General features: G+C 63.4%; 25 protein-coding genes. 12 read left to right on the top strand and 13 right to left on the bottom strand.

Annotated elements, in window-relative coordinates:
* Positions 1–11: 11 nt before the first annotated feature.
* The 4 genes from BMI90_RS04695 to BMI90_RS04680 are packed head-to-tail and all read right to left on the bottom strand — an operon-like array spanning position 12 to position 2,400.
* Complete coding sequence (locus tag BMI90_RS04695) at positions 12–479, bottom strand: DoxX family protein (protein WP_078526491.1); 468 nt, start codon at positions 477–479, stop codon at positions 12–14.
* The gene (locus BMI90_RS04690) at positions 476–1,249 is read right to left on the bottom strand and encodes a DNA-binding domain-containing protein (RefSeq protein WP_078526489.1); all 774 of its coding nucleotides are present in this window, start codon (positions 1,247–1,249) and stop codon (positions 476–478) included. Before BMI90_RS04690 ends, BMI90_RS04695 begins: the two co-directional genes overlap by 4 nt.
* Positions 1,233–2,075 (bottom strand): DUF692 domain-containing protein, encoded by an 843-nt coding sequence (locus BMI90_RS04685; RefSeq protein ID WP_078526487.1) that lies wholly within the window; start codon positions 2,073–2,075, stop codon positions 1,233–1,235. The genes BMI90_RS04690 and BMI90_RS04685 overlap by 17 nt, the downstream gene beginning before the upstream one ends.
* A gap of 52 nt (positions 2,076–2,127) precedes the next feature.
* Positions 2,128–2,400 carry a DUF2282 domain-containing protein gene (locus BMI90_RS04680; protein ID WP_078526485.1) on the bottom strand — a complete coding sequence of 91 codons (273 nt, stop codon included), beginning with the start codon at positions 2,398–2,400 and terminating at the stop codon, positions 2,128–2,130.
* A 159-nt stretch (positions 2,401–2,559) separates the two neighbouring features.
* On the opposite strand from BMI90_RS04680, the gene BMI90_RS04675 reads away from it, so the two are divergent.
* Positions 2,560–3,108, top strand: coding sequence for a sigma-70 family RNA polymerase sigma factor (locus BMI90_RS04675; protein ID WP_078527233.1), 549 nt, complete (start codon positions 2,560–2,562; stop codon positions 3,106–3,108).
* Positions 3,105–3,734, top strand: a complete 630-nt coding sequence (locus BMI90_RS04670) for a DUF1109 domain-containing protein (RefSeq protein WP_078526483.1) — start codon at positions 3,105–3,107, stop codon at positions 3,732–3,734. The genes BMI90_RS04675 and BMI90_RS04670 overlap by 4 nt, the downstream gene beginning before the upstream one ends.
* Positions 3,735–3,737: 3 nt before the next feature.
* On the opposite strand, the gene BMI90_RS04665 is transcribed toward BMI90_RS04670, so the two are convergent.
* From BMI90_RS04665 to BMI90_RS04655, 3 genes are all read right to left on the bottom strand, one after another.
* On the bottom strand, positions 3,738–4,523 hold the full coding sequence (locus BMI90_RS04665; RefSeq protein WP_078526481.1) for a 3'(2'),5'-bisphosphate nucleotidase CysQ: 786 nt from the start codon (positions 4,521–4,523) through the stop codon (positions 3,738–3,740).
* The gene (locus BMI90_RS04660; RefSeq protein WP_078526479.1) at positions 4,510–5,859 is read right to left on the bottom strand and encodes a TldD/PmbA family protein; all 1,350 of its coding nucleotides are present in this window, start codon (positions 5,857–5,859) and stop codon (positions 4,510–4,512) included. The genes BMI90_RS04665 and BMI90_RS04660 overlap by 14 nt, the downstream gene beginning before the upstream one ends.
* A gap of 69 nt (positions 5,860–5,928) precedes the next feature.
* Positions 5,929–7,416 (bottom strand): DUF2125 domain-containing protein, encoded by a 1,488-nt coding sequence (locus tag BMI90_RS04655; protein WP_168172718.1) that lies wholly within the window; start codon positions 7,414–7,416, stop codon positions 5,929–5,931.
* Positions 7,417–7,531: 115 nt separating this feature from the next.
* Between BMI90_RS04655 and BMI90_RS04650 the strand changes: the two genes are divergently transcribed.
* Positions 7,532–8,149, top strand: a complete 618-nt coding sequence (locus tag BMI90_RS04650; RefSeq protein WP_078527231.1) for an enoyl-CoA hydratase/isomerase family protein — start codon at positions 7,532–7,534, stop codon at positions 8,147–8,149.
* A 55-nt stretch (positions 8,150–8,204) separates the two neighbouring features.
* Here the strand turns inward: BMI90_RS04650 and BMI90_RS04645 are convergent, their stop codons facing one another.
* From BMI90_RS04645 to BMI90_RS04635, 3 genes are all read right to left on the bottom strand, one after another.
* Entirely contained in the window at positions 8,205–8,546 is a 342-nt protein-coding gene (locus tag BMI90_RS04645) for a DUF2853 family protein (RefSeq protein WP_078526475.1), read from the bottom strand.
* 255 nt (positions 8,547–8,801) lie between these two features.
* Positions 8,802–10,193, bottom strand: coding sequence for an adenosylhomocysteinase (gene ahcY / locus BMI90_RS04640; RefSeq protein ID WP_078526473.1), 1,392 nt, complete (start codon positions 10,191–10,193; stop codon positions 8,802–8,804).
* A gap of 75 nt (positions 10,194–10,268) precedes the next feature.
* Positions 10,269–10,766 carry a hypothetical protein gene (locus BMI90_RS04635; protein ID WP_078526471.1) on the bottom strand — a complete coding sequence of 166 codons (498 nt, stop codon included), beginning with the start codon at positions 10,764–10,766 and terminating at the stop codon, positions 10,269–10,271.
* Between the two features lie 149 nt (positions 10,767–10,915).
* On the opposite strand from BMI90_RS04635, the gene BMI90_RS04630 reads away from it, so the two are divergent.
* A complete protein-coding gene (locus BMI90_RS04630) occupies positions 10,916–11,500 on the top strand; it encodes an HD family hydrolase (RefSeq protein WP_078526469.1) in 585 nt (194 codons plus the stop codon).
* Between the two features lie 61 nt (positions 11,501–11,561).
* On the opposite strand, the gene BMI90_RS04625 is transcribed toward BMI90_RS04630, so the two are convergent.
* The 3 genes from BMI90_RS04625 to BMI90_RS04615 all read right to left on the bottom strand — a co-directional run bounded on the left by BMI90_RS04625 (position 11,562) and on the right by BMI90_RS04615 (position 13,206).
* Positions 11,562–11,867, bottom strand: coding sequence for an H-NS histone family protein (locus BMI90_RS04625; protein ID WP_078526467.1), 306 nt, complete (start codon positions 11,865–11,867; stop codon positions 11,562–11,564).
* Between the two features lie 67 nt (positions 11,868–11,934).
* Positions 11,935–12,489 (bottom strand): ActR/PrrA/RegA family redox response regulator transcription factor, encoded by a 555-nt coding sequence (locus BMI90_RS04620; protein WP_078526465.1) that lies wholly within the window; start codon positions 12,487–12,489, stop codon positions 11,935–11,937.
* A gap of 54 nt (positions 12,490–12,543) precedes the next feature.
* Positions 12,544–13,206: an SCO family protein gene (locus tag BMI90_RS04615; protein WP_078526463.1), complete on the bottom strand. Its 663-nt coding sequence runs from the start codon at positions 13,204–13,206 to the stop codon at positions 12,544–12,546.
* Positions 13,207–13,316: 110 nt separating this feature from the next.
* Here BMI90_RS04615 and BMI90_RS04610 point away from each other — a divergent pair, with 110 nt between their 5' ends.
* The 8 genes from BMI90_RS04610 to trxA all read left to right on the top strand — a co-directional run bounded on the left by BMI90_RS04610 (position 13,317) and on the right by trxA (position 25,254).
* Complete coding sequence (locus BMI90_RS04610) at positions 13,317–14,699, top strand: sensor histidine kinase RegB (RefSeq protein WP_078526460.1); 1,383 nt, start codon at positions 13,317–13,319, stop codon at positions 14,697–14,699.
* A gap of 89 nt (positions 14,700–14,788) precedes the next feature.
* Positions 14,789–16,384 carry a PAS-domain containing protein gene (locus BMI90_RS04605; protein WP_146671207.1) on the top strand — a complete coding sequence of 532 codons (1,596 nt, stop codon included), beginning with the start codon at positions 14,789–14,791 and terminating at the stop codon, positions 16,382–16,384.
* 39 nt (positions 16,385–16,423) lie between these two features.
* On the top strand, positions 16,424–16,891 hold the full coding sequence (gene tsaE / locus BMI90_RS04600; protein WP_078526458.1) for a tRNA (adenosine(37)-N6)-threonylcarbamoyltransferase complex ATPase subunit type 1 TsaE: 468 nt from the start codon (positions 16,424–16,426) through the stop codon (positions 16,889–16,891).
* Positions 16,884–17,870: a phosphotransferase gene (locus BMI90_RS04595; RefSeq protein ID WP_078526455.1), complete on the top strand. Its 987-nt coding sequence runs from the start codon at positions 16,884–16,886 to the stop codon at positions 17,868–17,870. The genes tsaE and BMI90_RS04595 overlap by 8 nt, the downstream gene beginning before the upstream one ends.
* The gene (locus tag BMI90_RS04590) at positions 17,854–18,540 is read left to right on the top strand and encodes a nucleotidyltransferase family protein (RefSeq protein ID WP_078526453.1); all 687 of its coding nucleotides are present in this window, start codon (positions 17,854–17,856) and stop codon (positions 18,538–18,540) included. The genes BMI90_RS04595 and BMI90_RS04590 overlap by 17 nt, the downstream gene beginning before the upstream one ends.
* A complete protein-coding gene (gene addB, locus BMI90_RS04585) occupies positions 18,530–21,496 on the top strand; it encodes a double-strand break repair protein AddB (RefSeq protein ID WP_078526451.1) in 2,967 nt (988 codons plus the stop codon). Before BMI90_RS04590 ends, addB begins: the two co-directional genes overlap by 11 nt.
* The gene (addA, locus tag BMI90_RS04580; protein WP_078526449.1) at positions 21,493–24,879 is read left to right on the top strand and encodes a double-strand break repair helicase AddA; all 3,387 of its coding nucleotides are present in this window, start codon (positions 21,493–21,495) and stop codon (positions 24,877–24,879) included. The genes addB and addA overlap by 4 nt, the downstream gene beginning before the upstream one ends.
* 54 nt (positions 24,880–24,933) lie before the next feature.
* The gene (gene trxA / locus BMI90_RS04575; RefSeq protein WP_038075443.1) at positions 24,934–25,254 is read left to right on the top strand and encodes a thioredoxin; all 321 of its coding nucleotides are present in this window, start codon (positions 24,934–24,936) and stop codon (positions 25,252–25,254) included.
* Positions 25,255–25,275: the final 21 nt, after the last annotated feature.

Below are 25,275 nucleotides of genomic sequence, written 5' to 3'. Positions count from 1 at the left end.
GAGGGCAAGGCTCAGCGCTCCAATCCGATCACCCGATCGAGAGAAAACCGCCCCGGGCCTCGCGTGATCACGGTGAGCAATGCCACGGCCCAGAGCCCATGCGTCACCCAGGCGCCGGGATAGACGAAGATCTGAATGACCAGCGTCATTCCCAGTAGTGCCAGCGCCGAGAGCCGTGTCGCCAGGCCGAGGATGAGAAGGACCGGAAAGAAATGCTCGGCAAATGTTGCCAAGACCGCCGCCCAATTATGAGGGATCAAGGGGAGGGCGTATTCGTACTGGAATAGGGTGAAGGTCGAGTCCTTGATCCTGATCCCCTCGACCTTGGTGCGTCCCGACATCCAGAACACTGCCGCCGGAAAGATCCGGGCGGCGATCAGGGGCAGCTCACGAGGGATAAGGGATGTCGCTCGGATGATTCCTCGATAGAGGTGGAATAGACCCTTTTTCTGTGGTCTTGCTCCGATTGCGCTGGTCATTTCCCATTCCCTCCCTTTCGGCCCGCGCCAACGATCAGCGCGTTTTCGACAAGCAGCAGAAATGCTGCGTTCAACTCGAATCCCTCTCCAGCGGATGCCTGGGCCTCGGCGACGGTTCGGCCGTTTAGCAGGGCGGAAATGAAGCGCCCGATCGGTGCGGGCACGGTGCGGGTGACGACTTCGGCGAGCCCTTTGCGCGCGATCAAAACCGTCTCAGGCGCCCATTGCGCAGCTGTCGGTGCGGGCGCTCCGCCGGGTTGTTGCGACGCCCAGATCGACCCCGCCGGAGTGAGCATTTGTAAAACCTGCACCGACGGGTGGAGGAAAAGCCGCAGTTTCTCCCCGGCCTCTTGCGCAATCGCCTGCAGATCCCGAGGCATCATTGGGTCCGCATCAGCGGAGTGATAGGCGCGACTGCGCGCCCATTCGATCTGCGCAACGTCGGGCAGGTAGGTCAGCGACTGAAACGTCTCTATTTCGGCAAGGAACGCTGCGAAGTCCCCGCCCCACTCGCTCAAGACCGGTGTTCGCGGTGGATACTGGTCGATGAAAAGCCAGGCCGTCCCCTTGAAGCACGCCTCGCCCAGTAGCCGCTCGATCACCGGGTAGTGGCGTGCCAGGGCCTGCGAGAGGCCGTGCGCGACATTGTTGCGGTAGACATCAAGACGCCGCTCTGTCTCGGCAGGCTGGCACGCGGTTGCGTTCTCGGGCGCGACGCCGCCCCTGATCGCATCACGAAAGCTACGCGCGAAATCACGATGCGAGAGCATGGCTCTGCCCTTCCAATATGGTGCGCGCACGCTCTGCTTCGGCCATCAGAACCGGGAAGGCAGGAACGTCGTTGTCCCATTCGACAAGGCTGGGAAGCGGCCCAATTTTCGAGACTATTTCAGCATAAAGTGCCCAAACGGGTTTTGCGACTTCCCGCCCGTGGCTGTCGATCAGGAGTGGTCCGGAGGGCAGATCTTCCTCTTCATGCCCGGCCAGATGAACCTCTCCAATCTGCGCCAACGGGAACTCGGCGAGATAGGCGCGCGGATCCTGCCGATGGTTCACGCAGGAGACAAAAACGTTGTTCACATCGAGAAGCAGCCCGCAGCCAGTGCGCCGGCTGATCTCGGACAGAAACGCGGTCTCGGGAATGTCGGAATTATCGAAGAGAACATAGGTGGCGGGGTTTTCGAGCAGCATCTGACGCCCCAGATGCTCTTGCACCTCGTCAACGTGATCACATACGAGATTCAGCGTCTCCTTCGTATAGGGTAGTGGCAGCAGGTCATGCATCCAGACCCCGCCATGGCTCGCCCAGGCGAGATGTTCGGAAAAGCTCTCCGGATCGTAGCGATCGCAAAGCGCTTTGAGCCGCGCAAGGTGACCGCGATCGAGCGGATCTGGCCCGCCGATAGACAGGCCAACGCCATGAACCGACAGCGCGTAATCCTCTCGCAGCCTTTGCAACATCGCATGGGGCAGACCACCCGCGCCCATGTAATTCTCGGCATGGATTTCGAAAAACCCCAGATCGGGCCTGGTTTCGGCGATGGTGGGGAAATGCTCGGGCTTGAATCCCAGTCCCGGTTTGCGCGGCAGCGTCATGGTGGCCTCCCTTAACAGAGGAGGGGCGGGACAGGCCCGCCCCGACCTGTGATCACATCTCCTTCGGCATGAGCGAGCCCATCCCGTGCGGCGTCTCGATCGTCTCGCAGGTGCCCGCCGGGACGAGTTTCCAGGCGTTGCCTTGGTAATCCTTCGTTGCCGTGCCGGCACAGGTCGTGCCGGGGCCCGCTGCGCAGTCGTTCTGGCCTGCCATCGCGACGCCGTAGCACTTCTCCATCTTCATCTCGTCGGCATGTGCAGCGCTCGCGATGCCCATCGCGCAGCTCAGAGCGGCAGCAATGCCAAGGGTGGTTTCGGTCTTCATGGTGATCTCCCTGATTGGATCTGTATCGGACCCGTTGCGGTCCTGACCTCTCTTCGGGGTGGATCGCGGCGGCGTTACAGGCTCACGCCTCCGTGATCGAAAAAAGTTTTTCCCACGCGCCGTAACGAAGGCATGATCGGCAACGAAGGGTAGGCGATGATGCATGATCGGCAGGCAGACTGGACGCGGCTTTTCAGGGCCGCCAACGCAGGCGATGCGCGCGCCTACGGTCTGTTTTTGAACGCGGTGACTCCGGTGCTGCGCGCAGTCGTGCGGGCGCGCGGGGCGGGCCTGCCGGAGGCCGATTGCGAGGATGTCGTGCAGGAGGTTCTGCTCGCGATTCATCTCAAGCGCCACACTTGGCGCGAGGACGAACCGGCCGCACCCTGGTGTTATGCGATCGCGCGGCACAAGGTGGTCGATGCGTTTCGTAAGCGGGGCCGTCGGATCCACCTTCCGGTTGAGGATTTCGCCGAGATCCTGCCTGCGGCGCCCGAGACTGATCCCACTGAACAGGCCGATATAGAGACGTTTTTGGGTCATCTGGAACCGAGAGCCGAGCAACTGGTCCGGGCGATCGGGTTGGAAGGGAAAAGCATCGCCGAGACAGGTGACGCGATGGATATGAGCGAGGGGGCGGTGCGCGTGATGCTGCACCGCTCGCTCAAGAAACTGGCCGCGCTTCGAGAGAGACTGATCGAGATATGAAAACCGAAGATCTGTTGGAATTACTGGAGAAGGACGAGCTGCGCGAGCCGCATGCGGGAAGGGTGCTCTGGCACTGGCTGATCCCGGCGCTGATCCTGTCGGCGCTCGCGATGGCGGGGCTTTTGGGGGTTCGCTTTCCGATGGAAAAGACCCTGATGACGCCGGATATTGCCCCGAAATTCTACCTGCCGCTTCTGCTCGGGGTGATCGCAATGCCGGTCGCGCTGAAATTCGCCCGTCCGCTTGCGCGCGCCCGGCTGAGCTGGGTATGGATATTCCCGGTGATCGGGCTGCTTCTGATCGGCTATGCCTATCTCACCACGCCCGAAAGCCAGCGCATGATGGATTTTCGCGGCAAGACGATCCTGCCCTGCCTGCTTTCGATCCCGATGTTTTCCGCGCCGATCCTCGCAGCCGTGCTCACCAGCCTGCGTCAGGGCGCGGTGATGGCACCCGAGCGCGCGGGGGCAGCCGCCGGGCTTGCCGCCGGAGGGCTCGGCACAGCGATCTATGCGCTCCATTGCACCGAGGACAGCCCGCTTTTCTATGTGACCTGGTATGGGGCAGGGATCGCGATCACCGTGATCGCAGGGGCGCTTCTGGGACGGTTCTTGCTACGCTGGTAGGGTCTATTCCGGCCAAAATGCGAGGTTTTCGAGAAAAGCGGCGTGCAGGGCCGCATTCGACACGATCAACCCGTTCGACAGCGGAGGCGCGCGGTTGAAGTGGAGCTCCTTGCCGTGCCGGTCCGTCGCCAGCAGCCCGGCGCGCCGCGCGATCAGGCTTGCCGCCGCAATATCCCATTCCCATGCCTTGCGCAGAGAAATCGTCGCATCGAATTTGCCCTCTGCCACGAGGCAGAGCCGCCAGGCGAGAGAGGAACGGAAGTTGCGTTTGTACCCCGGCAGCCCGTGTCTCCAAAGGGTGGGGTTGTCCGAAAGCCTCGAGGTCAACACGCTTGCGCCCTCCAGCTCGGAACGCGCTGCCGGGGCAATCGGCTCGCCATTGAGCAGGGCCGGCCCGTCGATCGTCGCGGTATAGGTGAGGTCATGCACCGGCAGGTGAACGACGCCCGCCACGACCTCGCCCCCACGGGCCACCGCAAGCGCATGGGCGAAACTTCCATCATCGTTGAGAAAGGCGCGGGTGCCGTCGATCGGGTCGACGATGAAGGTCGCGGGCGCCGCCAGACGCGCCGGATCGTCCGCGCTTTCCTCGGACAGCCATCCGTAATCGGGACGCGCGCCACGCAGCTGCTCTTCGAGCAGGTCATTGACGGCGAGGTCGGCCTCGGAGACAGGTCCCGCACCGCCATCCTTCTCCCATGAGGTCGGCGCTTTCTTCCAATATTTCAGGGCGAGCTTCCCGGCCTCCTTCGCGGCCTCTGTCAGCAGCGTCAGATCAGTCTCCGGCAAGCGTCATCCCTTCGAGAAGTAGCGAGGGCACGATATGGCTCAAATGCAGACGCGCGTCATTGGCGGGCCGCAGGCTACGCAGCATCTCGCGCAGGTTGCCTGCGATGGTGCATTCGTTGACCGGATAGACGGGCACGCCATTCTCGACCCAATAGCCCGAGGCTCCGCGCGAGTAATCGCCTGTATTGGGGTTGATCGTGGCACCGATGAAAGAGGTCACGAGAAGGCCGGTGCCCATCTCGGCCAGTAGCTCCTCGCGGCTCTGCTCGCCCTGGGTCAGGGTAACGTTGCCGACACCGGGCGAGGGCGGGGCAGAGGTGCCGCGCCCGGCATTGGCCGTCGATTGCAGCCCGAGCTTGCGCGCGGTCGCGAGATCGAGCGTCCAGCTTTTCAAAACGCCGTTCTCGACGATCATCCGACGCGTGGTCGGCAGGCCTTCGGCGTCGAAGGGGCGTGAGCCCGAGACCCGTTTGCGATGCGGCTCCTCGCTTAGCGAGAGATGATCGGGCAGTACCGGCTGATCCATCGCGTCGCGCAGCCACGAGGCCCCGCGTGCGATCGACTGGCCGTTGATCGCCGAGAGAAGATGCCCGATCAGGCTGCCCGAGACGCGCTCGTCGATCAGCACCGGATAGGCGCCGGTTTTCGGGCGGCGCGGATTGGCGCGGGCCACGGCGCGTTCGCCGGCCAGTTGGCCCACCTCGCGCGCGCTGGGCAGATCGGCCTGGAACACGCGGCTTTCGGCGGCCCAGTCGCGCTCCATCGACAGGCCTTCGCCCGAGATCGCGACCGCCGAGACCGACCGCGCACTGCGATCGTAGCCACCTTCGAACCCGTTCGACGCGGCGAGGTGCATCCGGCGGTAGGAATAGGCGGCCGAGGCGGATTGCACCTGCGAGACCCCGTCTACGGCCAGCGCCGCCGCCTCGGCCTCCAGAGCGTCGCGTTGCAGATCGACGGCGGACGGCTCTGCGCTCGGATCGGCAAGCTCCATCCCGGCGGCATCGCGGGTCTGCGACAGCTGCGAAGGATCGGCGAGACCGGCAAAGGGATCATCGGGCGCTTCCTGAGCCATCGCGACCGCGCGCTGCGCCATCTCGTCAAGCGTGCGGCTGGAGATATCGGAGGCGGATACGCAGGCTTGCTTGCCACCGAAGAGCACGCGCAGACCGATCTCGATCCCTTCGGAGCGCTCGGCCTGTTCGAGCTTGCCTTCGCGAACGTCGATCGCGACCGAGCGTCCGTCCACCGCGATCGCATCCGCCGCAGGGGCGCCCGCGCGTTTCGCCGCTTCCAGAAGCGCCTGGGTCAGATCGGACAGGGACTGCTCGGACATTTCCACCTCTTGAGAAAGACCGGAGCCGCCCGGGTGTCCCGGACGGCTCCGCGCCGTTATGTGTTGTCCTTACTGGACGCGCTGGCCGTTGACGAGGATTTCCCCGCCATCCTTGAACTCGACCTTCGATTCATAGGCGTCATCGCCGGTCGGCTTGGCATAGAGGCCCAACATCATCCGGCCGAACATGATCTGATCTTGCGGCACCAGACCCATCGCGACGAGCTTGTCCATCAGCGCGTTCGCTCCGGTCAGGCTCAGGTCGATCGCACCCTTGGGCATCGGCATCGGCCCGTCATTCTGGATTTCCAGCGCACCTGAGCCGTTCAACTCGGCACCCACGACGGACAGGTGCACGTCCTTGATGTCGACCGAATTCACCTGCATCGGCGGTGCCGGCATGGCGGCGACGGCCGGAGAGAAGAGATCATCGGACAGCGTCATCTTGCCGGTCACGTCGATCCTCAGCGTCGCCGGGTCGCGCGGCAGGTTCTGGCCCGGATCGAACATGTTCCACAGATCATCGGAGACGGTCAGCCCGTTGAGAGCGAACTTCGCCTTGAAGTCCTGATCCGCATCACCCTTCGACACCGGCATCGCGAAATCCATATTCGCCGATTCCAGCGCCAGATTGACCGGGAAGGGCAGTTCTTTCGTGGTCATTTGGACCTTGCTGCCCTCGCTCGTTCCGGCGAAGTGGATACCGTCCTTCGACATCCCGATATCGAGCACGCCGCCATTGTCGGTAGTCTTTTGCGAGACCGGCCCGTCGGGGCTGTCCACGTTCATCGCGTATTCCGAGGCCGCGTATTTCAGCGCGACCTGGATATTCGCACCGGCATTGAGCGCCTCGTCGAGCTTCTCCATCGGCACACCATTGGGCAGCACGAAACGGCCGTCATAGGTGACATCCGAGACCTGACCATCGAAGTTGAAAGTGCCGCCGCCCTCGGGATCGGCGCCCGATGCGGTGAATTTCACCAGACCGGTCTTGATCGCAGAGGTCACGTCATGCGCCTCGCCCAGCTTCATCTCGTAGGTGCCGGTGGTGTTTTCCATCGCGAGCCAGATCTTGACCGGGATGGACTGATCGCCCGCATCGCCGCTCTGGTCCATCTCGACCGTCACCTTGGGCGCGTCGATGGCGTAGATCATGTCCTCGGGCGTTCCCGAGACCACGATCGAGCTGTCGGTCTGCGTCATCACCATGTCGAGCGACATCGCCGGCTGATCGGGCAGGTCCGAGCTCGCCACGCCGGTCATCTTCTCCGACATCGAGGCTTCCACCGTGCCATCGCCGCGATCGCGCAGCTTCAGCTCGGGGATCGTCATCGTGAAGCTGGAATCGTCCATCTCGTTCGTGATCTTCACATCCGTGACGGTAAGCGTATCGCCGCTGCGGTCGGAGTTGCCGACCATCACGTCATAGCCATAGCTCTGATAGCCTTTTTGCCAGCCGTCCCAGACCTGCTCGGGCGTGACATCCGCGAACCCGGCTGTGGTCGAAAGAAGCGTGACAATCACCGCGCCGGTTCCGGCGGGTTTCAACCAGGACATGACGATACCTTTCGATAGAAAACAAAATCGGCACATCCTCCCGTGGGGATGCGCGATGGTCAAGGCCCGGTATCGCTGTTAGATCGAAGGGAGGATGCCAAAGCTGGAGATTGTGATGATCCGCCACCAGATCGAGGACGGGCTCTGGACCGTGACGATTGACCGGCCCGAAAAGGCCAATTCGCTCACGCAGGCGATGCTGAATGAAATCGCGGATCTGGCCGAACGCGCCAAGGCCGAGGAGGCGCGGGTTTTCGTGCTGACGGGCATCGGGAAAGTGTTTTCCGCCGGGGCGGATCTGGATGAGGCGCGTAGCGGCACGTTGGCGACCGATCCGGTCTGGGAGCGGCTCTCGGGCGCGATCGCGGCGCTGCCCTGCCTGACGATCGCGGCGCTCAATGGCACGCTGGCGGGAGGCGCGATGGGAATGGTTCTGGCCTGCGACCTGCGCATCGCGGTCCCGGGGGCCAAGTTCTTCTACCCGGTGATGAAGCTGGGCTTTTTGCCGCAGCCTTCGGACCCGCCGCGCATGGCCGCTCTGATCGGGCCCGCGCGGGCGAAGATGATCCTGATGGCGGGTCAGAAGATCGAGGCCGAGGAGGCGCTGGGTTGGGGGCTGATCGACCGGATCGTGGCGCCCGAGGCTCTGATGGAGACCGTGGCAGGTCTCGCGGCCGATGCGCGCGGGGCCAAACCGTCCCATGTCGCGGGGATCAAGGGTCTTATCCCCTGAAACGCGAACGGCCCGGGTCATCCCCGGGCCGTAAGCATTGCGAAAGAGGGTCCGCTCAGGCGTAGACGCTCTCTTTGCCGAAATGCTTGGTCAGCATGTAATAGACGACGGCGCGATACTTGTTGCGCTCCGAACGGCCGTAGGTCTCGATCACGCTGTCGATCGCGTCCATCAGTTCCGGGCCATCGGCGAGGCCGAGCTTCTTGACGAGGAAGTTGTTCTTGACGGTTTCCAGTTCGCCCTTGTCCGAACCGGCGACGGTCGAGGCATCCGCATCGTAGATCGAGGGGCCGCAGCCGATCGTGACCTTGGTCAGCAGATCCATATCCGGCGTCATGCCGCATTTGGTTTTCAGATCGTCAGCATATTTCTCGATCAGCTCGTCTCTTTTACCCATGAGTCCCACCTGTTGAAGTTAGATCATTCGAAATTGTGGCAGGCGCAGGGTAAGCCCGGATAAAGAAAATACAAAGCCAAAATCTTGGGGAAAAGCGGCGTCACTTTCCCCCGCGACACCAGACGCACTGGATAAAGGTCGGGTCGAGGTCGAGGCGGGCTTGCGGGATTGCCTCAGCCTAGCGCGACAGGGGGCTTGCGACAAACAAAGGCCGCACCCGGAGGCGCGGCCTTGTCGATGCGATAGTCGCGTCGATCAGTAGCGGTAATGCTCGGGCTTGAAGGGCCCTTCGACCGTGACGCCGATATACTCCGCCTGATCGGGGCGCAGCTCGGTGAGTTTGACGCCGATCCGGTCGAGATGAAGGCGCGCGACCTTTTCGTCGAGATGCTTGGGCAGGATGTAGACGCCGGGCGCATACTCCTCGCCCTTGGTCCACAGTTCGATCTGCGCCAGCACTTGGTTGGTGAAGCTTGCCGACATCACGAAGCTCGGGTGGCCGGTGGCGTTGCCGAGGTTCAGCAGGCGGCCTTCCGACAGAAGGATGATGCGCGCGCCCGAGGGCATCTCGATCATGTCCACCTGGTCCTTGATGTTGGTCCATTTGTGGTTCTTCAGGCTGGCGACCTGAATTTCATTGTCGAAATGGCCGATATTGCCGACGATCGCCATATCCTTCATCGCGCGCATATGCTCGATGCGGATGACGTCCTTGTTGCCGGTGGTGGTGATGAAGATGTCGGCGCTGTCGACGACGTCTTCCAGCACGACGACTTCGAACCCGTCCATCGCGGCTTGAAGCGCGCAGATCGGATCGACTTCGGTGACCTTCACGCGGGCACCTGCGCCACGTAGCGAAGCGGCCGAGCCCTTGCCCACATCGCCATAGCCGCACACGACGGCGACCTTGCCGGCCATCATCGTGTCGGTGGCGCGGCGGATGCCGTCCACGAGGCTCTCTTTACAGCCGTATTTGTTGTCGAATTTCGATTTGGTGACGGAGTCATTCACGTTGATCGCCGGGAAGGGCAGGAGGCCCTTCTTGTGCAGGTCGTAAAGGCGATGCACACCGGTCGTGGTTTCTTCCGAGACACCCTTGATCGCGTCGCGCTGCTGGGTGAACCAGCCGGGGCTTTCCTTCATGCGCTTCTTGATCTGGGCGAACAGCGCCTCTTCCTCTTCCGACGTGGGCACTTCGATCAAACCCGTCTCGCCATTCTCGACCCGTGCGCCCATCAGGATATAGAGCGTCGCATCCCCGCCATCGTCGAGGATCATGTTGCAGGTGCCTTCCTCGAACTGGAAGATCTTGTCGGTGTAGGACCAGTATTCCTCCAGCGTCTCGCCCTTGATCGCGAAGACCGGGGTGCCGCCTGCGGCGATCGCCGACGCCGCGTGATCCTGCGTCGAGAAAATGTTGCACGAGGCCCAGCGAACATCCGCGCCGAGCGCCTTGAGCGTCTCGATCAGCACGGCGGTCTGCACCGTCATGTGCAGCGAGCCCGCAATCCGCGCGCCTTTCAGCGGCTGGCTTTCGCCGAATTCGGCGCGGCAGGCCATCAGGCCCGGCATCTCGGTTTCGGCAATGTCGAGCTCCTTGCGGCCGTAATCCGCCAGGGCGATATCCTTGATGATGTAGTCGGCCATATCCGGCTCCCAAATCTGAATTTGGGCGCTATGTAGCACTGCATTGGTGAACCGGCAATGAAGCCTGCCGTGCCGTCACGTCGCGGGGAGGATGCCCTCGCGACCGAGCAGAGCGACCGGGTTGTCACCCTGTTCCCAGCCCATTCCCGACGAGACCACGCAAGACACTCCATCGGCACGGGTATAAACCGCCGTCCAGGTGCCCATGACAGAGGATGCCCAAAGCTCGACCGAACGGTTGTCGCCAAGAGCTTTCTTGACGCGGGGACTCTCGGCGAAATCGTGATCGAGCGTTTTCAGCAAGGCCGCACGCTCGTCGCAATAGGGCACGTCGGGGCTCTGTGCCTTGCCGATCGTCGTAATCTTGTCGAAGGCGGAAAGGTCGCCATAGGGAATGTTCGAGCCGATATCGTCCATCGGACGGCCATCGCCCTCGTACCCGTTCAGCATGATCTGCCGCGGGGATTGCTCCAACGGAGCGACCTCATTCGTGACCTTGGCGATCGCGATCGTCGCGGGAATGGTGAGGGCCACGATTCCGGCGGTAAGAATGGATGTCTTCGAGGCGTGCATCTGCGTCCTCCTTCTCTCTCCTTGTCGACATTGAAACGAGAAAGGCGGGAAAATGTTCCCGCAGGCTCTGCCGTTTACAGGCGGAGGTGCTTTGGGTAGTCACGGCAAAGCTGTCCAAAGCGCTGACGACACCATTCAGAGAGGCTCGCATGAAACGCGCCTGGCAACGCATGCTTTCGGGGCGCAGGCTTGACCTGCTGGATCCGACGCCCGTCGATATCGAGATTGAGGATATCGCGCATGGGCTCGCCTTCGTGGCCCGCTGGAACGGGCAGACTTTCGGCGACTGGCCCTATTCGGTGGCCGAGCACTCGCTGCTGGTCGAACAGATCTTCAGCCATCAGAACCCGAAGATCGAGCCGCGCTGGAAACTCGCGGCGCTGCTGCATGATGCGCCCGAATATGTGCTGGGCGACATGATCAGCCCGGTGAAGGCGGCAATCGGGGAAGGCTATGGGGTGCTCGATGCGAAGCTCGATGCGGCGGTGCATATCCGCTTCGGTTTGCCCGCGGCATTGCCGGTGAAAATCAAGCGGGCGATCAAGAAGGCCGATATCGTCTCCGCGCGGCTCGAGGCGGAACAGATCGCGGGATTTTCGACCAAGGAGGCCGACAAGATTTTCGGCAAGATCGGTCCGGAATATACTGAGCGGTTCAAAATCCATTTGCGTCCGCCTTCGGAAGTCCGGAAGGATTATACGGCGCGGCACGAAGCGCTATTGTCGGAAATCTGAAAATAAAAATGCCCGCGATTTGCGGGCATTTTCAATCCAGATTTCAATTCAGGCGCGAGTTTTAAATCGCGAGATCATCCAGGGATTTACCCGAGGCGAGCGCCTCTTCGACCCAGCGCGGTTTACGGCCGCGGCCGGTCCAGGTCTGGCTGGAATCGGCGGGGTTGGCGTATTTCGGCGCAACGGTGCGGCGCGGCTTGGACGAGCCACCGGTCAGCTCTGCCAGCGAGAAACCCATATCACGGGCGGCTTTTTCAAGCTGCTCGAGCGCTTCCTTTTTCTTGCGGTCTTCATAACCGGCAATCGCCTTGTCGACCTGTTTGCGCAGGGTTTTCAGTTCGTCGAGCGACATCGTGTCGAGATTCATGAGAAATGCTCCGGAATTTTTCCGGAGCATTGATAGCATACAGGAATTAATTTCAACCGATTTTTTATTAACGCGGGCTGCGTTTCGCCAAAATACGCTGAAGCGTGCGGCGATGCATATTCAGACGGCGCGCGGTTTCCGAGACGTTGCGGTCGCACAATTCGTATACGCGCTGAATATGTTCCCAGCGCACGCGATCGGCGCTCATCGGGTTTTCCGGCGGCGGCGGGGCGGTTTCACCTCTGGCAAGAAGGGCATTGGTGACATCGGTCGCATCGGCCGGCTTGGCGATGTAATCGGTTGCGCCCATTTTCACTGCGGCGACGGCGGTGGCGATCGCCCCATAGCCCGTCAGAACCACGATCCGCGCATCGGCACGCTTCTCGCGCAGCGCTTCGACCACGTCGAGCCCGTTACCATCCTCAAGACGCAGGTCGATCACCGCATAGGCGGGCGGGTTGGATTGAACGATTGCGCGTCCGGCGGCCACCGTTTCCGCGGTTTGCGGTTCGAAGCCACGTTTTTCCATCGCGCGGGCGAGCCGCGTCAGGAACGGAACGTCGTCATCCACGATGAGAAGTGACTTGTCCGGTCCGATATCCGCGCTGTTATCCTCGACCATGGAAACCCCCGTCCTGTTTTCCTGCTTCGGTTTTAAGCTCTTGACCCTTCGGGGTCAATTTCCGCTTGCGGCGGTCTCGCCGGCTTTCTTCCAGGCATCGACAAAACAAGCCACCTTGTCGGCCATCTGATCGGGCGTGGTGTCGCGATTGAAATATTCGACGAAGCCGATTTTCGGGAAAACGAGATAACTCTGCGTCGAATGATCGATCAGCGTATAGGGGTCGTCCGGATCCTGAACCTTGAAATAGGTCCGATACTCCTGGGAGGCTTTCCGGATCTGCTCGGGCGTGCCGGTGAGGCCGATCATTTTCGGGCTCATGAGTTCGGTAAAGGCGCGTAGCGTTTCGGGCGTGTCGCGCGCGGTATCGACCGAGATGAAGACCGGCGTGACCGAGTAGCCGCGGCTTTCCAGGATGGCGACGGCTTCGGCGTTGCGCGCGCTGTCGAGCGGGCAGACATCGGGGCAATAGGTATAACCGAAATAGATGATGCTCGGCTCGGTGATCACGTCCTTGTCGGTCACCGTCTTGCCGTTCTCGTCCGTGAGGGTGAAAGGCCCGCCGATCTGGCCGGTGCCGCCCGCAACCACGCTCGAGCGGCATTGCGCGAAGATATCGTCATTCGCGACGCGTGTGCTGGCAAACCAGGTGATCCCCAAACCCGCCACCACGGCAATCGCGGCCCCGATGGCCGAAAATTTCGCGACAGTGTTCATTTGCTCGTCTCCCTCGTGTCCGCGGTGCATTGATCGCGCGAAGAGGGCCGATTATCAATGTTTTCGTGCGGCGTTTCTTTCACGTTGCGCGGTTTCGACGCGGAGGAAACATGGCCCAACGCCTGGAAGCCGAGCCCGGCCCGGCCGAGACGCATCACGACTGGGTGCGGCTGCGCACACTCATAATCTTGCGCTGGACGGCGATCCTCGGGCAGCTCGGCGCGATCCTCGTCACCTATTATGTCTATGATATCGCCCTTGATTTGCCGCTCTGTCTTGCGACGGTCGGTGCGGCGGTCGCGGCCAACCTCGTCGCGATCTTCCTCTTTCCCGACACCAAGCGGCTGACCCAGACCGAGGCCGCGGCGACGCTTCTGTTCGATATGGCGCAACTGGCGCTGCTCCTGTCGATCACCGGCGGGATGAACAATCCCTTCGCCCTTCTCATCCTGGTTCCGGTCACGATCGCCGCGACCGCGCTCGAGCGTTCGGCAACGATCTTCCTCGGCCTCTCGACGATGGTGATGATCTCGATCGTGGCCGTCATTTACCTGCCTCTGGTCAGCAAGACCGGCGAGGTGATCGCCGTGCCGGACGTCTTCGAATTCGGCTATTGGCTTGCGATCATCATCGGGGTGGCCTTCCTCGGGGCCTATGCGCACAAGGTCTCGACCGAGGTACGCTCGATGGGGGACGCCCTGCGCGCGACCCAGCTTGCGCTCGCGCGCGAGCAGAAGCTCACCGATCTAGGTGGGGTCGTGGCTGCCGCAGCGCATGAGCTGGGTACGCCGCTTGCGACGATCAAGCTGGTAAGCTCCGAGCTTGCCGACGAACTCGACGACAAGCCCGAGCTGCGCGACGATGCGCTGCTGATCCGCGAGCAGGCTGATCGATGCCGTGATATCCTTCACTCGATGGGACGTGTCGGAAAAGACGATCTGCATATGCGCACCGCGCCGCTCCTGGCGGTGCTGCGCGAGGCGGCGGATCCGCATCTCGAGCGCGGAATCGAGATCGTCTTCGATGCGCATCCCGCCGAGGGCGGATCCGAACGCCAGCCGACGATCTATCGCTATCCCGAGCTGATCCATGCGCTGCGCAATTTCATTCAGAACGCGGTGGATTTCGCGCGCTCGACCGTCTGGGTCGAGGCCGAATGGGATGCCGAGCGGATCACGGTGCGGGTTATCGACGACGGCAAGGGCTTTCCGACCAATGTCCTCAACCGTATCGGAGATCCGTTCCTGCAACCGCGCTCGAACGCGTCGGAGCGCAAGGATTACGAGGGAATGGGGCTTGGCGTGTTCATTGCCAAGACGCTGATCGAACGCACCGGCGGGCGGCTCAGTTTTGCCAATGGCGATGCGCCCTATGCCTCGGCTTCCGACAACCCGACCCGTTCCGGTGCGGTGGTCGAGGTCGTCTGGCCCGCCCAACGCATCCTCGCGCAGAAGGAAGGAGCGCTGGGGTTCAATCAGCCGATCGAGCTCTGAGACCTGCGGACAGCGCCGCAAATTTGGGTTTAACCCGGAATTAACCATTTCAGCGACAAGCTCCGACCCGGACAGGTTGGAGTCGCCCGATGATGAACAGCGCATGGCTTGAAGCTGCTTTGATCTCCCTGACTTCGGTCGGGGCGGCGATCATTGCCCTTCTGATCGTCTGGCTGGTGATCGGGCGCAAAAACGTTCAGGGGTTGGAGCCTGCGCATCCCGACGGGTTGGAGGAAACGGTTTTCCTCTTCGACAATGAGGAACTGGTCGACGCGACGCCCTCGGCGCGGCGTCTGCTCGAGGCCACGCCAATCAGCGTCAGCGATTGGGCGCGGCTCTCGGCCTTTGTCGCGCCGCGTTTTTCGGAGTTTCGCGCCCGCATGGCCACCCTGGCCGAGCATGGGCAGATCGAGATGACCGAAAACGCGGAAACACCCGGTCCCGACCGGATGCGGATGATCGCCGAGGATGTCGGAGGTTTCGCGCGGATCACCCTGATCGATCCGGGCACGGAAGGACGCGGTGTTCGGGTCGATTCTCTGTCGCAGCGCGCGCTCGAAGACGAGTTGGAGATGATGCGCTCGACGCTTGATCGCTCGCCCGTGCTGGTCTGGCGCAGCGATACGGCAGGCACCGTGACCTGGGCCAATCGCGCCTATCTGCTGCGTACGGACGCGTTCGAGGAGGGCGGAGAGGGGTTCACATGGCCTCTGCCGTCATTGTTCGATTTGCCGGCGGAGGGGGAGGCCGATGGAGGCCCCGTCCGCGTGAAACTTACGAAAGACGATGAGGGTGCGCGTTGGTACGACTGCGAATCCTTCGCCGTGCCCGGTGGAGCGATCCATTTCGCGCTTCCCGCGGATGCGACCGTGCGTGCCGAAGGGGCGTTGCGCGATTTCGTGCAAACCCTCACCAAAATTTTCGCCGATCTCACCACGGGCCTCGCGATTTTCGACCGAAACCGGCAGCTTCAGCTTTTCAATCCCGCGCTCATCGACCTGCTGCAACTCGGCCCGGATTTTCTCACTGGACGACCGACGCTCTACGCCTTTCTCGACCGGCTGCGTGAGACCCGGATGATGCCCGAGCCTAAGGATTACCGTAGCTGGCGCATCCAGATGACAGAGCTTGAGCAGGCCGCCGCCTCGGGCTTTCATTCCGAGACCTGGAATCTACCCAACGGCCAGACCTATCGAGTCACCGGCCGCCCGCATGCCGATGGCGCGGTGGCGTTTCTCTTCGAGGATATCTCGGCCGAGATATCACTGACGCGGCGTTTCCGCGGCGAGATCGAGATGGGGCAGGATGTGCTCGACGCGTTGCCCGATGCGGTGGTCGTCTTCCATCCGTCGGGGGAACTTGCGCTTTCCAATGCTGCCTATACGCGGCTGTGGGGGCTGGAGCCGGAAACAACGCTCGGGCGGATCACCTTGTCTGACGCGATCAGCCAGTGGGAGGCGCAGGCGGATCCTTCCGCGCTCTGGTCGCGCCTGCACGCTGTGGCGCGCGAATTCGGCCGACCCGAGGCGCTGTCCGAGACCGTCAGCCTGCGCAATGGGGCGCGTATCATCTGTTCGCTGCAAAGCCTGCCCAGCGGGGCCGTGTTGGTGCGTTTTGTCCCGACCGCGCCCGGTGATGTCGCCAAGCCCGCGCGCAAAACGATGGCGCTTCTCGATCAGGGTTAACCGCTTGCAGCGGACGTGGGGCAGGGTAAAACTCGACCCATGCCCGAGATGCCTTGCCTCGACCTTCCCGATCCGGACGCCACGACCCGCCTCGGGGCGATTTTCGCGCGTTTCGCGCATCCCGGCGATGTTCTGCTTCTCGAAGGGCCGATCGGTGCGGGCAAAACCCATTTCGCGCGATCGTTGATCCAATCGCGGCTGGGCCGCGCGGAGGATGTGCCCTCGCCGACTTTTACCCTTGTGCAGACCTACGAGGCCGATTGCGAGATCTGGCATGCCGATCTCTATCGGCTCAGCCATCCCGACGAGGTCTACGAGTTGGGCCTCGACACCGCTTTCGAGACCGCAATCTGCCTTATCGAATGGCCCGACCGGTTGGGCTCGGCCACGCCTGAGGGCGCGCTGCGCCTGCGGTTCGAGCAGACCGAAGATGGCGCCGCGCGCCGGGTCTGTTTCAGTGCGCAAACGCCCTTGGTTGATGCCGTTCTGGAGGCGTGGAATGGCTGAAACAGGCTCTATAATAGCCTTTCTCGCCCGCGCTGGATGGGCAGATGCGACGCGCGCGCCGCTCGCAGGTGACGCCTCGGCGCGCAGCTACGATCGCCTCTCCCGCGCGGGGCAGACCGCCATTCTGATGAAGGCCCCGCCCGGCCCCGAAATCGAGCGGTTCCTGCGGATCGGCGCCTGGCTCTCGCAAGCCGGGTTCTCCACGCCGCAACCGCTGGCGCGCTCGGATGAAGAGGGGCTGTTGCTGCTGGAGGATTTCGGCGACGCGTTGATGGCGCGGCGTCTGGCCGAGCATCCCGAGGAAGAACCCGCGCTTTATCGCGAGATCACCGAGATGCTTCTCGCGCTGCATCGGCACGCGCCGCTCGAGGATCTCGCACGGCTTGACGGGGCAGGGCTTGCCTCTCTTCTCGATCTCGTGCCCGCGTATTATCCGTGCACCGACCCTGCCGCTGCCGCGCAACTGAAAACTGCCATCGCAAAGACGTTCGACGCGCTCTCACAAGAGTCGCTCGTGATGTGCCTGCGCGATTTCCATGCCGAGAATATCATCCTGCTCGACCGGCCCGGTCTTGCACGGCTCGGGCTGCTCGACTTTCAGGACGCGGTGCAGGCGCATCCCGCCTATGATCTCGTCTCCGCCCTTCAGGATGCGCGCCGGGACGTGTCGCCCGCGGTCGAACGCACACAGATCGCCCATTACGCCGCCGCCGCCGGCCTCGACCATGACCGTTTCGCGGAGATCTACGCCCTTCTCGGCACTCAGCGTGCGCTGCGGATCCTCGGCATCTTCGCCAAGCTTTGCCGCGTCGATGGCAAGCCCCATTACCTCGCCTACATGCCGCGCGTCTGGGCCTATATCGAGCGTAACCTCGCCCATCCCGCACTGGCCGAACTCGCCGCTTTCCTGCGCGCAGCCTATCCCCCCGTCACGCCCGAGCTGATCAAGGAGTTGCAAGCCGATGCCCCCAGCCCCTGACGCCATCATGGTCTTCGCGGCGGGTTTGGGTACGCGGATGCGCCCGCTGACCAATGATCGCCCGAAACCGCTTGTCGAGGTGGCGGGCAAGCCGCTGATCGATCACGCGCTCGATCTGGCTCAGGAGGGCGGGGCGCGGCGGATCGTGGCGAATGTCCATTATTTCGCCGATCAGATGATCGCCCATCTTGCCGGGCGCGAGGTGCTGTTCTCGGACGAAAGCGAAGAGGTTCTGGAAACCGGCGGCGGTTTGCGCAAAGCGCTGCCACTTCTGGGCGAGGGGCCGGTTCTTACACTCAATACCGATGCGATATGGACCGGGCCGAATGCGATCGCGCGATTGCGTGCCGCGTGGAAGCCTGACCGGATGGGGGCGCTCTTGATGTTGGTGCCACCCGAGCAGGCACTGGGCCATATGGGCGCAGGGGATTTCACCTGTGACGATCAGGGGCGACTGAGGCGCGGTCCGGGCTATGTCTATACCGGCGCACAAATCATCGATCCTGCTGGAATAGAGACGATTTCGGAGGAAAAATTCTCCCTCAATCTGCTCTGGAACCAGATGATCGCCGAGGGGCGTCTCTACGGGATCGTGCACGAGGGGGGCTGGTGCGATGTCGGCCGCCCAGAGTCGATCCCGCTGGCCGAGGGGATGCTCGATGGCGGTTGATCCCGGCGCGCATCTCTTCGCCCTGCCACCGGGCGTCGATTTCCCCCGCGAGCTGGTCGCGGGGCTGATCGAACGGTTCGCGGACCGCCCGCCCGAGGCGATGGCGCGGGCGCGGCTCTATCTCAACTCGGGCCGGATGCGCCGCCGCGTGAGGGAATGCTTTCTCGAGAACGGCGCGCGCTACCTGCCGCAGCTCCTGCTGATCAGCGATCTGGGTGCCGATCCGCTCGCGGGGCTGCCGATGCCGGTCCCAAGCCTGCGCCGCAAGCTCGAACTGACCCGCCTTGTCGAGGAACTCACCCGACGCCTACCCGAATTCGAGGCCGGTTCGAGCCATTTCGCGCTGGCCGAGAGCCTTGCAAGCCTGATGGCCGAGATGCAGAGCGAGGGCGTGCATCCCGAAAGGCTCGACCGGCTGGAGATCGCGGAGACCCATGCCCGCCATTGGCAGCAAAGCCTTGCCTTCATCCGCATCATCGCGCGCTATTTCGAAAGCGATGGCGAGCTTGACGCCGAGGCGCGTCAAAGGCTGGTGGTCGAGACGCTCGCACAGACCTGGCGCGACGCCCCGCCCGCAGATCCGGTGATCGTGGCCGGTTCGACCGGCTCGCGCGGGGCGACGGCGTTGTTCATGCGGCTTGTCGCGCATCTGCCCGAAGGGATGGTCGTCCTGCCCGGTTTCGACCGGGATATGACTGAAAAGGCATGGAATAGTCTCGATTCCAGCCTCTTTCCCATCGAGGATCACCCGCAATATCGATTTCTCGCGCTGCTCCGCAGTCTCGATCTGGCGCCTGAGACGGTTCAGGACTGGCGCGCGATTGCGGCTCCCGATCCTGCGCGAAACCGACTGGTCTCACTGGCCCTGCGTCCCGCGCCTGTGACCGATCAGTGGCGCGAAGAGGGTGGTTCTCTCGGTGATCTCGAAACGGCCTGCGCGGGGCTTTCACTGATCACCGCCCGCGACCCGCGCGAAGAGGCGCTGGCGATTGCGCTGGCTCTGCGCGAGGCGGCCGAGCGGCAGGTGCAGGCGGCGCTCATTACCCCCGACCGGCTCCTTGCGCGGCGGGTGGCGGCGGCGCTCGACCGCTGGGGGATTGTGCCCGACGACAGTGCGGGCCAGCCGCTTCAGCAGACTGCGCCGGGACGGTTGTTGCGCCAACTCGCGCAGATCAGCGGGCAGAGGCTGCCGATCGCCGAGTTGATGATCCTGCTCAAGCATCCGCTCACCGCGACCGGGGCGGGAGGCGAGGCGCGTGGCCGTCACCTGCGCAACACCCGCGAACTGGAGCTTTTCCTTCGCCGCAACGGGCCGGCCTTCCCGGACGCGGATGCGCTTGCGGTTTGGGCCGCGAAATCCCCGGAGGATCGCGAAACCTGGGCGGAATGGCTTGCCGGTATCCTGTCGCAGATCGTGGCGCCGCTGCCCGATCAACTGCCGCCCCGCGTCGAGGCGCATCTGGCGCTGTGCGAAGCGATTGCCGCGGGCCCGGGAGGCGATCCCGCTGCAAGCGAGCTCTGGCGCGAGGCCGGGGGGCGCGAGGCGCTGCGCCTGATGAGTGATCTGCGCGAACAGGCCGGTCATGCCGGTGAGGTCAGCGCTTCGGATTATGCCGATCTGGTCAATCGCCACCTGCAAGGCGGGATGGTGCGCCAGACCCTGACCTCCCATCCGCTCATCGCGATCTGGGGCACGTTGGAGGCGCGGGCGCAGGGTGCGAAGCTGGTGATCTGCGGCGGTCTGAACGAAGGCAGCTGGCCCGAAGCCCCCGCGCCCGACCCGTGGCTCAGTCGCCAGATGCGGCTGGAAGCGGGTCTGTTGTTGCCCGAAAGGCAGATCGGTCTTTCCTCCCATGACTTCCAGCAAGCCGTTGCCGCGCCGCAGGTGATCCTCAGCCGTGCCGGGCGCGACGCCGAGGCGCAGACGATCCCTTCGCGTTGGCTCAACCGTCTTCTGAACCTGATCAAGGGGCTGCCAGAGCAAAATGGCGTGGCCGCCCTAAAGGCGATGGAGGCGCGCGGGCAGCGATGGATCGATCTCGCGCAGGAGTTGGAGCGGCCGAAGATCTCGCTCACCCCCGCGCCGCGCCCCTCGCCGAACCCCCCGGTCGAGGATCGCCCGCGCGAGCTTCCCGTGACCGCGATCCAGACCCTGATCCGCGACCCATACGCGATCTATGCGCGCCGCGTCCTGCGTTTGCGTCCACTTGATCCGCTGCGCCCCGAGCCTGATCCGCTCTTGCGCGGGCAGGTGTTGCACGAGATCGTCGAGACCTTCGTGAAAACCCATGTCGAGGGAGAGACGCTCGACTGCGCCCGGGCGCGGCTTCTCACGATCACGCAAGAGGTTCTCGAAACGAAAATTCCCTGGCCGAGCACGCAACGCATCTGGTTTGCGCGCATCCATGGAATCGCCGAGAAATTCTGCCGCGACGAGGAGGAACGGCGCGCGAAGGGCACTCCGGCCGTGATCGAGAAAAAAGGCTCTATTCCGCTGCAAAAGGTGAATTTCATGCTCTCCGCAAAACCCGATCGCATCGACATTCTGGAAGACGGCAGCGCCGAGATTTTCGACTACAAGACCGGCAAACCGCCGGGAGATGCGGAGGTTCTGGCCTTCAACAAGCAGATGCTGCTTGAGGCCGCGATGGTGAGCCGTGGCGCGTTTGAGCAGATCGGGCCGCGTGACGTTTCGGCGATGACCTATATCCGGCTCGGCGGGGACGGTGAAACGCGGACGATGGGCCAGACGATCAAGGTCAAGGACCGCGAAGAGACCCCCGAAGACAGCTGGGTCAAGCTGGAAGAACTGATCGCGCGCTACCTGCGCCCCTCGCAAGGGTTCACCGCACGACGGGCGATGCAGAAAGCGCGCGATATCTCGGATTACGACCAGCTCTCGCGCTTCGGCGAATGGGACATCACCGACACCCCGCCGAAGGAGGGCTCGGCATGACCCGATCGGCAAGCGAGCGGCAGCAGCAGGCTTCGGTTCCCAGCCATTCGGTCTGGCTTGCGGCGAATGCGGGTTCGGGAAAGACCAAGGTCTTGACCGACCGTGTGGCGCGGATGCTGCTTTCGGGGACCGAGCCGCACCGGATCCTCTGCCTCACCTATACGAAGGCCGCGGCGGCCGAGATGCAGAACCGTCTGCTTGGTCTTCTGGGCAAATGGGCGATGATGGAGGAGGTCGAGCTGCGGTCGGCGCTGCGCGATCTCGGGGCCGAGGGACCGCTGGGGGCAGATGAGCTTGCCACCGCGCGGCGCTTGTTCGCCCAGGCGATCGAGACGCCGGGCGGACTGAAGATCCAGACGATCCACGCCTTCTGCGCGGCCTTGCTGCGACGGTTCCCGCTTGAGGCGAAGGTGCCGCATGGTTTTTCTGAGATGGATGATCGCGCCGGGCAACTGATGCGCGAGGAGGTGCTGGAGGAGATGGCGAGCGGGGCCGACCGCGACCGTCTCGACGCGCTCTTGTCGATCTATTCGGGCGAGGATCTGGCCGTTCTCGTGGGGCAAATTAGCCATAACAGGGTCGGATTTCCCAAGAATATCGACCTCGAAACGCTTCAGAACGCCTACGGGCTTCCGGCCGGGTTCGACAGCGCGCGCCTGCTGGCTGAAACTTTCCGGGCCGGCGATCTTGCGCTGATGCGCGAAGTCACGCCTCACTGCCTCGCGAGCGGTGTGACCGATCAGAAACTCGGTCGGGCGCTGGCAGCGATCACGGCTCTCGATCTTGGCGCGATGCAGGCGCTTGAAGAGGTGCTCTGCATCAAGAGCCCCAAGGACGGGCCGCCCTATCAGCCCAAGGGTGAGAAGGTCGTGACGAAAGGTCTTGCCAAGACGCTCGGCGCAGGCGCGTTCGAGGGGCTGGCCGATCTGTCGGAGCGTATCTCCGAGGCCCGTCCGAAGCGTCTCGCCCTCGTCGCGGCGCAGCACAGCCTCATCCTGCACCGCTTCGCCCAAGCTTTCCTGCCCCGAATCGACGCCTATAAGGCCGCGCGCGGTTGGCTCGATTTCGACGACCTCATCGACCGCGCGGCGGCGCTTCTCGAAGATCCGTCGGTCGCGCAATGGGTGCTGTTCCGGCTCGATGGCGGGATGGACCACATTCTCGTGGATGAGGCGCAGGATACGAGCCCCCGCCAATGGCGTGTGATCGAGCGGATCGCCGAGGAATTCACCGCCGGCGAGGGCGCGCGCGAGAAGCAGCGCACCCTTTTTGTCGTCGGTGACCGCAAGCAGTCGATCTACTCCTTCCAGGGCGCCGATCTGGCTCAGTTTGAGACTATGCGGGCCCATTTCACCGAAAAGTTCCGTGGCATCGGACAGGCGCTCGTGACGTTGGAACTCGAGCATTCCTTCCGTTCGGCGGCCTCGGTTCTGCGTGTCGTCGACGAGAGCTTCGCGCGCGGCGCCGAGGCGGGGCTGGGCGGTGCGCCCTCGCATATCGCCTTCCGCGAAATGCTCCCCGGCCGCGTCGATCTCTGGCCGGTGATCGCGCAGGAGGAAGCCATCGAGGAGGGCGACTGGTCCGATCCGGTCGACCTGCCGAGCAGCGCCTCGGATGTTTCGGTGCTCTCGCGCGCGATTGCCGCCGAAATTCGCGAGATGATCGCCTCCGGCGTCCAGATCCCCGATCACGAGGCAAAGGGTGCGGCGCGCCCGGTCCATGAGGGGGATTTCCTCATCCTCGTGCGCCGCCGTTCCGAGCTTTTCGCCGAGGTGATCCGCGCCTGCAAGGCCATCGGTCTTTCCGTGGCGGGGGCGGATCGGCTCAAGCTGGGCGCGGAACTCGCCGTGCGCGATATCCGCTCTATACTCGCCTTTCTGGCGACGCCCGAGGACGATTTGTCACTGGCCGAGGCTCTGCGGTCGCCGCTTCTGAACTGGTCCGAGGCAGACCTTTACGCGCTCGCCAAACCGCGCAAGGGGTTCCTCTGGGAGGCGCTGCGCCACGATACCAGCCGTCCCGACACGCTCGAAATTCTGCAAGATCTGCGCGACCACGCCGATTTCCTGCGGCCATTCGAGCTGATCGAGCGCCTTTTGACTCGGCATGGCGGGCGCGAAAGGCTGCTGGCGCGGCTCGGGCCGGAGGCCGAAGACGGGATCGACGAGCTGATTTCCCAGGCGCTGGCCTTCGAGCGCAACGAGGTGCCAAGCCTGACCGGCTTCCTCGGCTGGCTCGACGCGGATGACGTCGAGGTGAAGCGTCAGCTCGAAGGGGCAGGGCGCGCGATCCGCGTGATGACCGTGCACGGCTCGAAAGGGCTCGAGGCCCCGATCGTGATCCTGCCCGACACCGCGAAGAAAAGAGAGCCTAATCCGCCGAAACTCCTGCGCCTGCCAGCGGGTCCAGCGGCCTGGCGCCAGGCCGCGTCTCAGGCCCCCGCCGCGCAGGAGGCGGCGGCGGAGGCCGAGAAACGCGCCCGCGAGGAAGAGGCTCTGCGTCTTCTCTATGTCGCGATGACGCGGGCCGAGAAATGGCTGATCGTGGCCGGGGCTGGCGATGTCGGTCAGGGCGACGAAAGCTGGTATGCGCGGATGCAATCCGGGCTCGATCATGCCGGAACAGAGACTGTTTCAGCGCTTTCCGAAGAGTTGCGCGACCGTGGCGAGATCCTGCGCCATTGCAACGGAGACTGGCCCGAGCCTGCTGCGACCCCGGCAACCGCTGACCAATCGCAGTCGCTGTCGCTTCCCGCCTGGACGCTGCATCCCGCACCGGAGGTCGCTCCTGCTCCGAAACTGCTTTCGCCGTCAGATCTCGGCGGGGAGAAAGCGCTTTTCGGCGAGGGCGGCGCAGGCGACGAGGAGGCCGCGAAAAGGCATGGGCGCAACCTGCACCGTCTGCTCGAACATCTCCCGCTTCGCCCGCGCGCGCAGTGGCCCGAGACCGCACGCATTCTGCTTTCGCAGGGCGAGGATGCGCTGCTCCCTGATGAAATAGAGCCTGTTCTGGCCGAGGCGCAAACGGTTCTCGACGCGCCCGGAATGGCGGATTGGCTGGGGTCGGACACGCTGGCCGAGGTGGAGATCACAGCCGAAATCGCCGAGCTCGGCGCACGCATTCACGGGTTCATCGACCGGATGCGGATCGGGCCGGACGGGATCGAGCTGCTCGATTACAAGTCGAACCGCATCGTCCCCGAACGCCCCGTGGATGTCCCTGACGGGATCGTGAAGCAGATGGCCGCCTACCGCGCCGCGCTGCGCCAGATCCATCCCGGTCAACCGATCCGCTGTTCGATCCTCTGGACGCGAAGCGGCGCGATCATGCCGCTCACTGATGCACAGCTTGATGCGGCATTGCGAACACCCCCCGTATCTTGACGTGATGCGGGCCGGGACATACCTTCGCTGCAACCGAATTCTCAGGAGGCTGACATGGCTACCGTTGCTGTTACCGACGCCACTTTCGACGAGGAAGTGCGCAAATCCGATATCCCCGTCGTGGTGGATTTCTGGGCCGAATGGTGTGGCCCCTGCCGCATGATCGGCCCGTCGCTGGAGGAAATCTCGGAAGAGATGGCCGGCAAGGTGAAGGTCGTGAAGGTGAACGTGGACGAAAACCCGGACAGCCCGGCCGTTCTCGGCGTTCGCGGCATCCCGGCGCTGTTCCTGTTCAAGGATGGCGAGGTTGTCTCGAACAAGATTGGCGCCGCACCGAAAGCCGCGCTGCAAAGCTGGATCACCGAATCGATCTGATCGGATCGGACGGATTTGTGG

Source organism: Thioclava sp. L04-15 (assembly GCF_002020275.1).
Classification (GTDB): domain Bacteria; phylum Pseudomonadota; class Alphaproteobacteria; order Rhodobacterales; family Rhodobacteraceae; genus Thioclava; species Thioclava marina.
The sequence above is the reverse complement of the archived record's forward strand: the minus strand, read 5'-3'. Positions and strand labels throughout refer to the sequence as shown.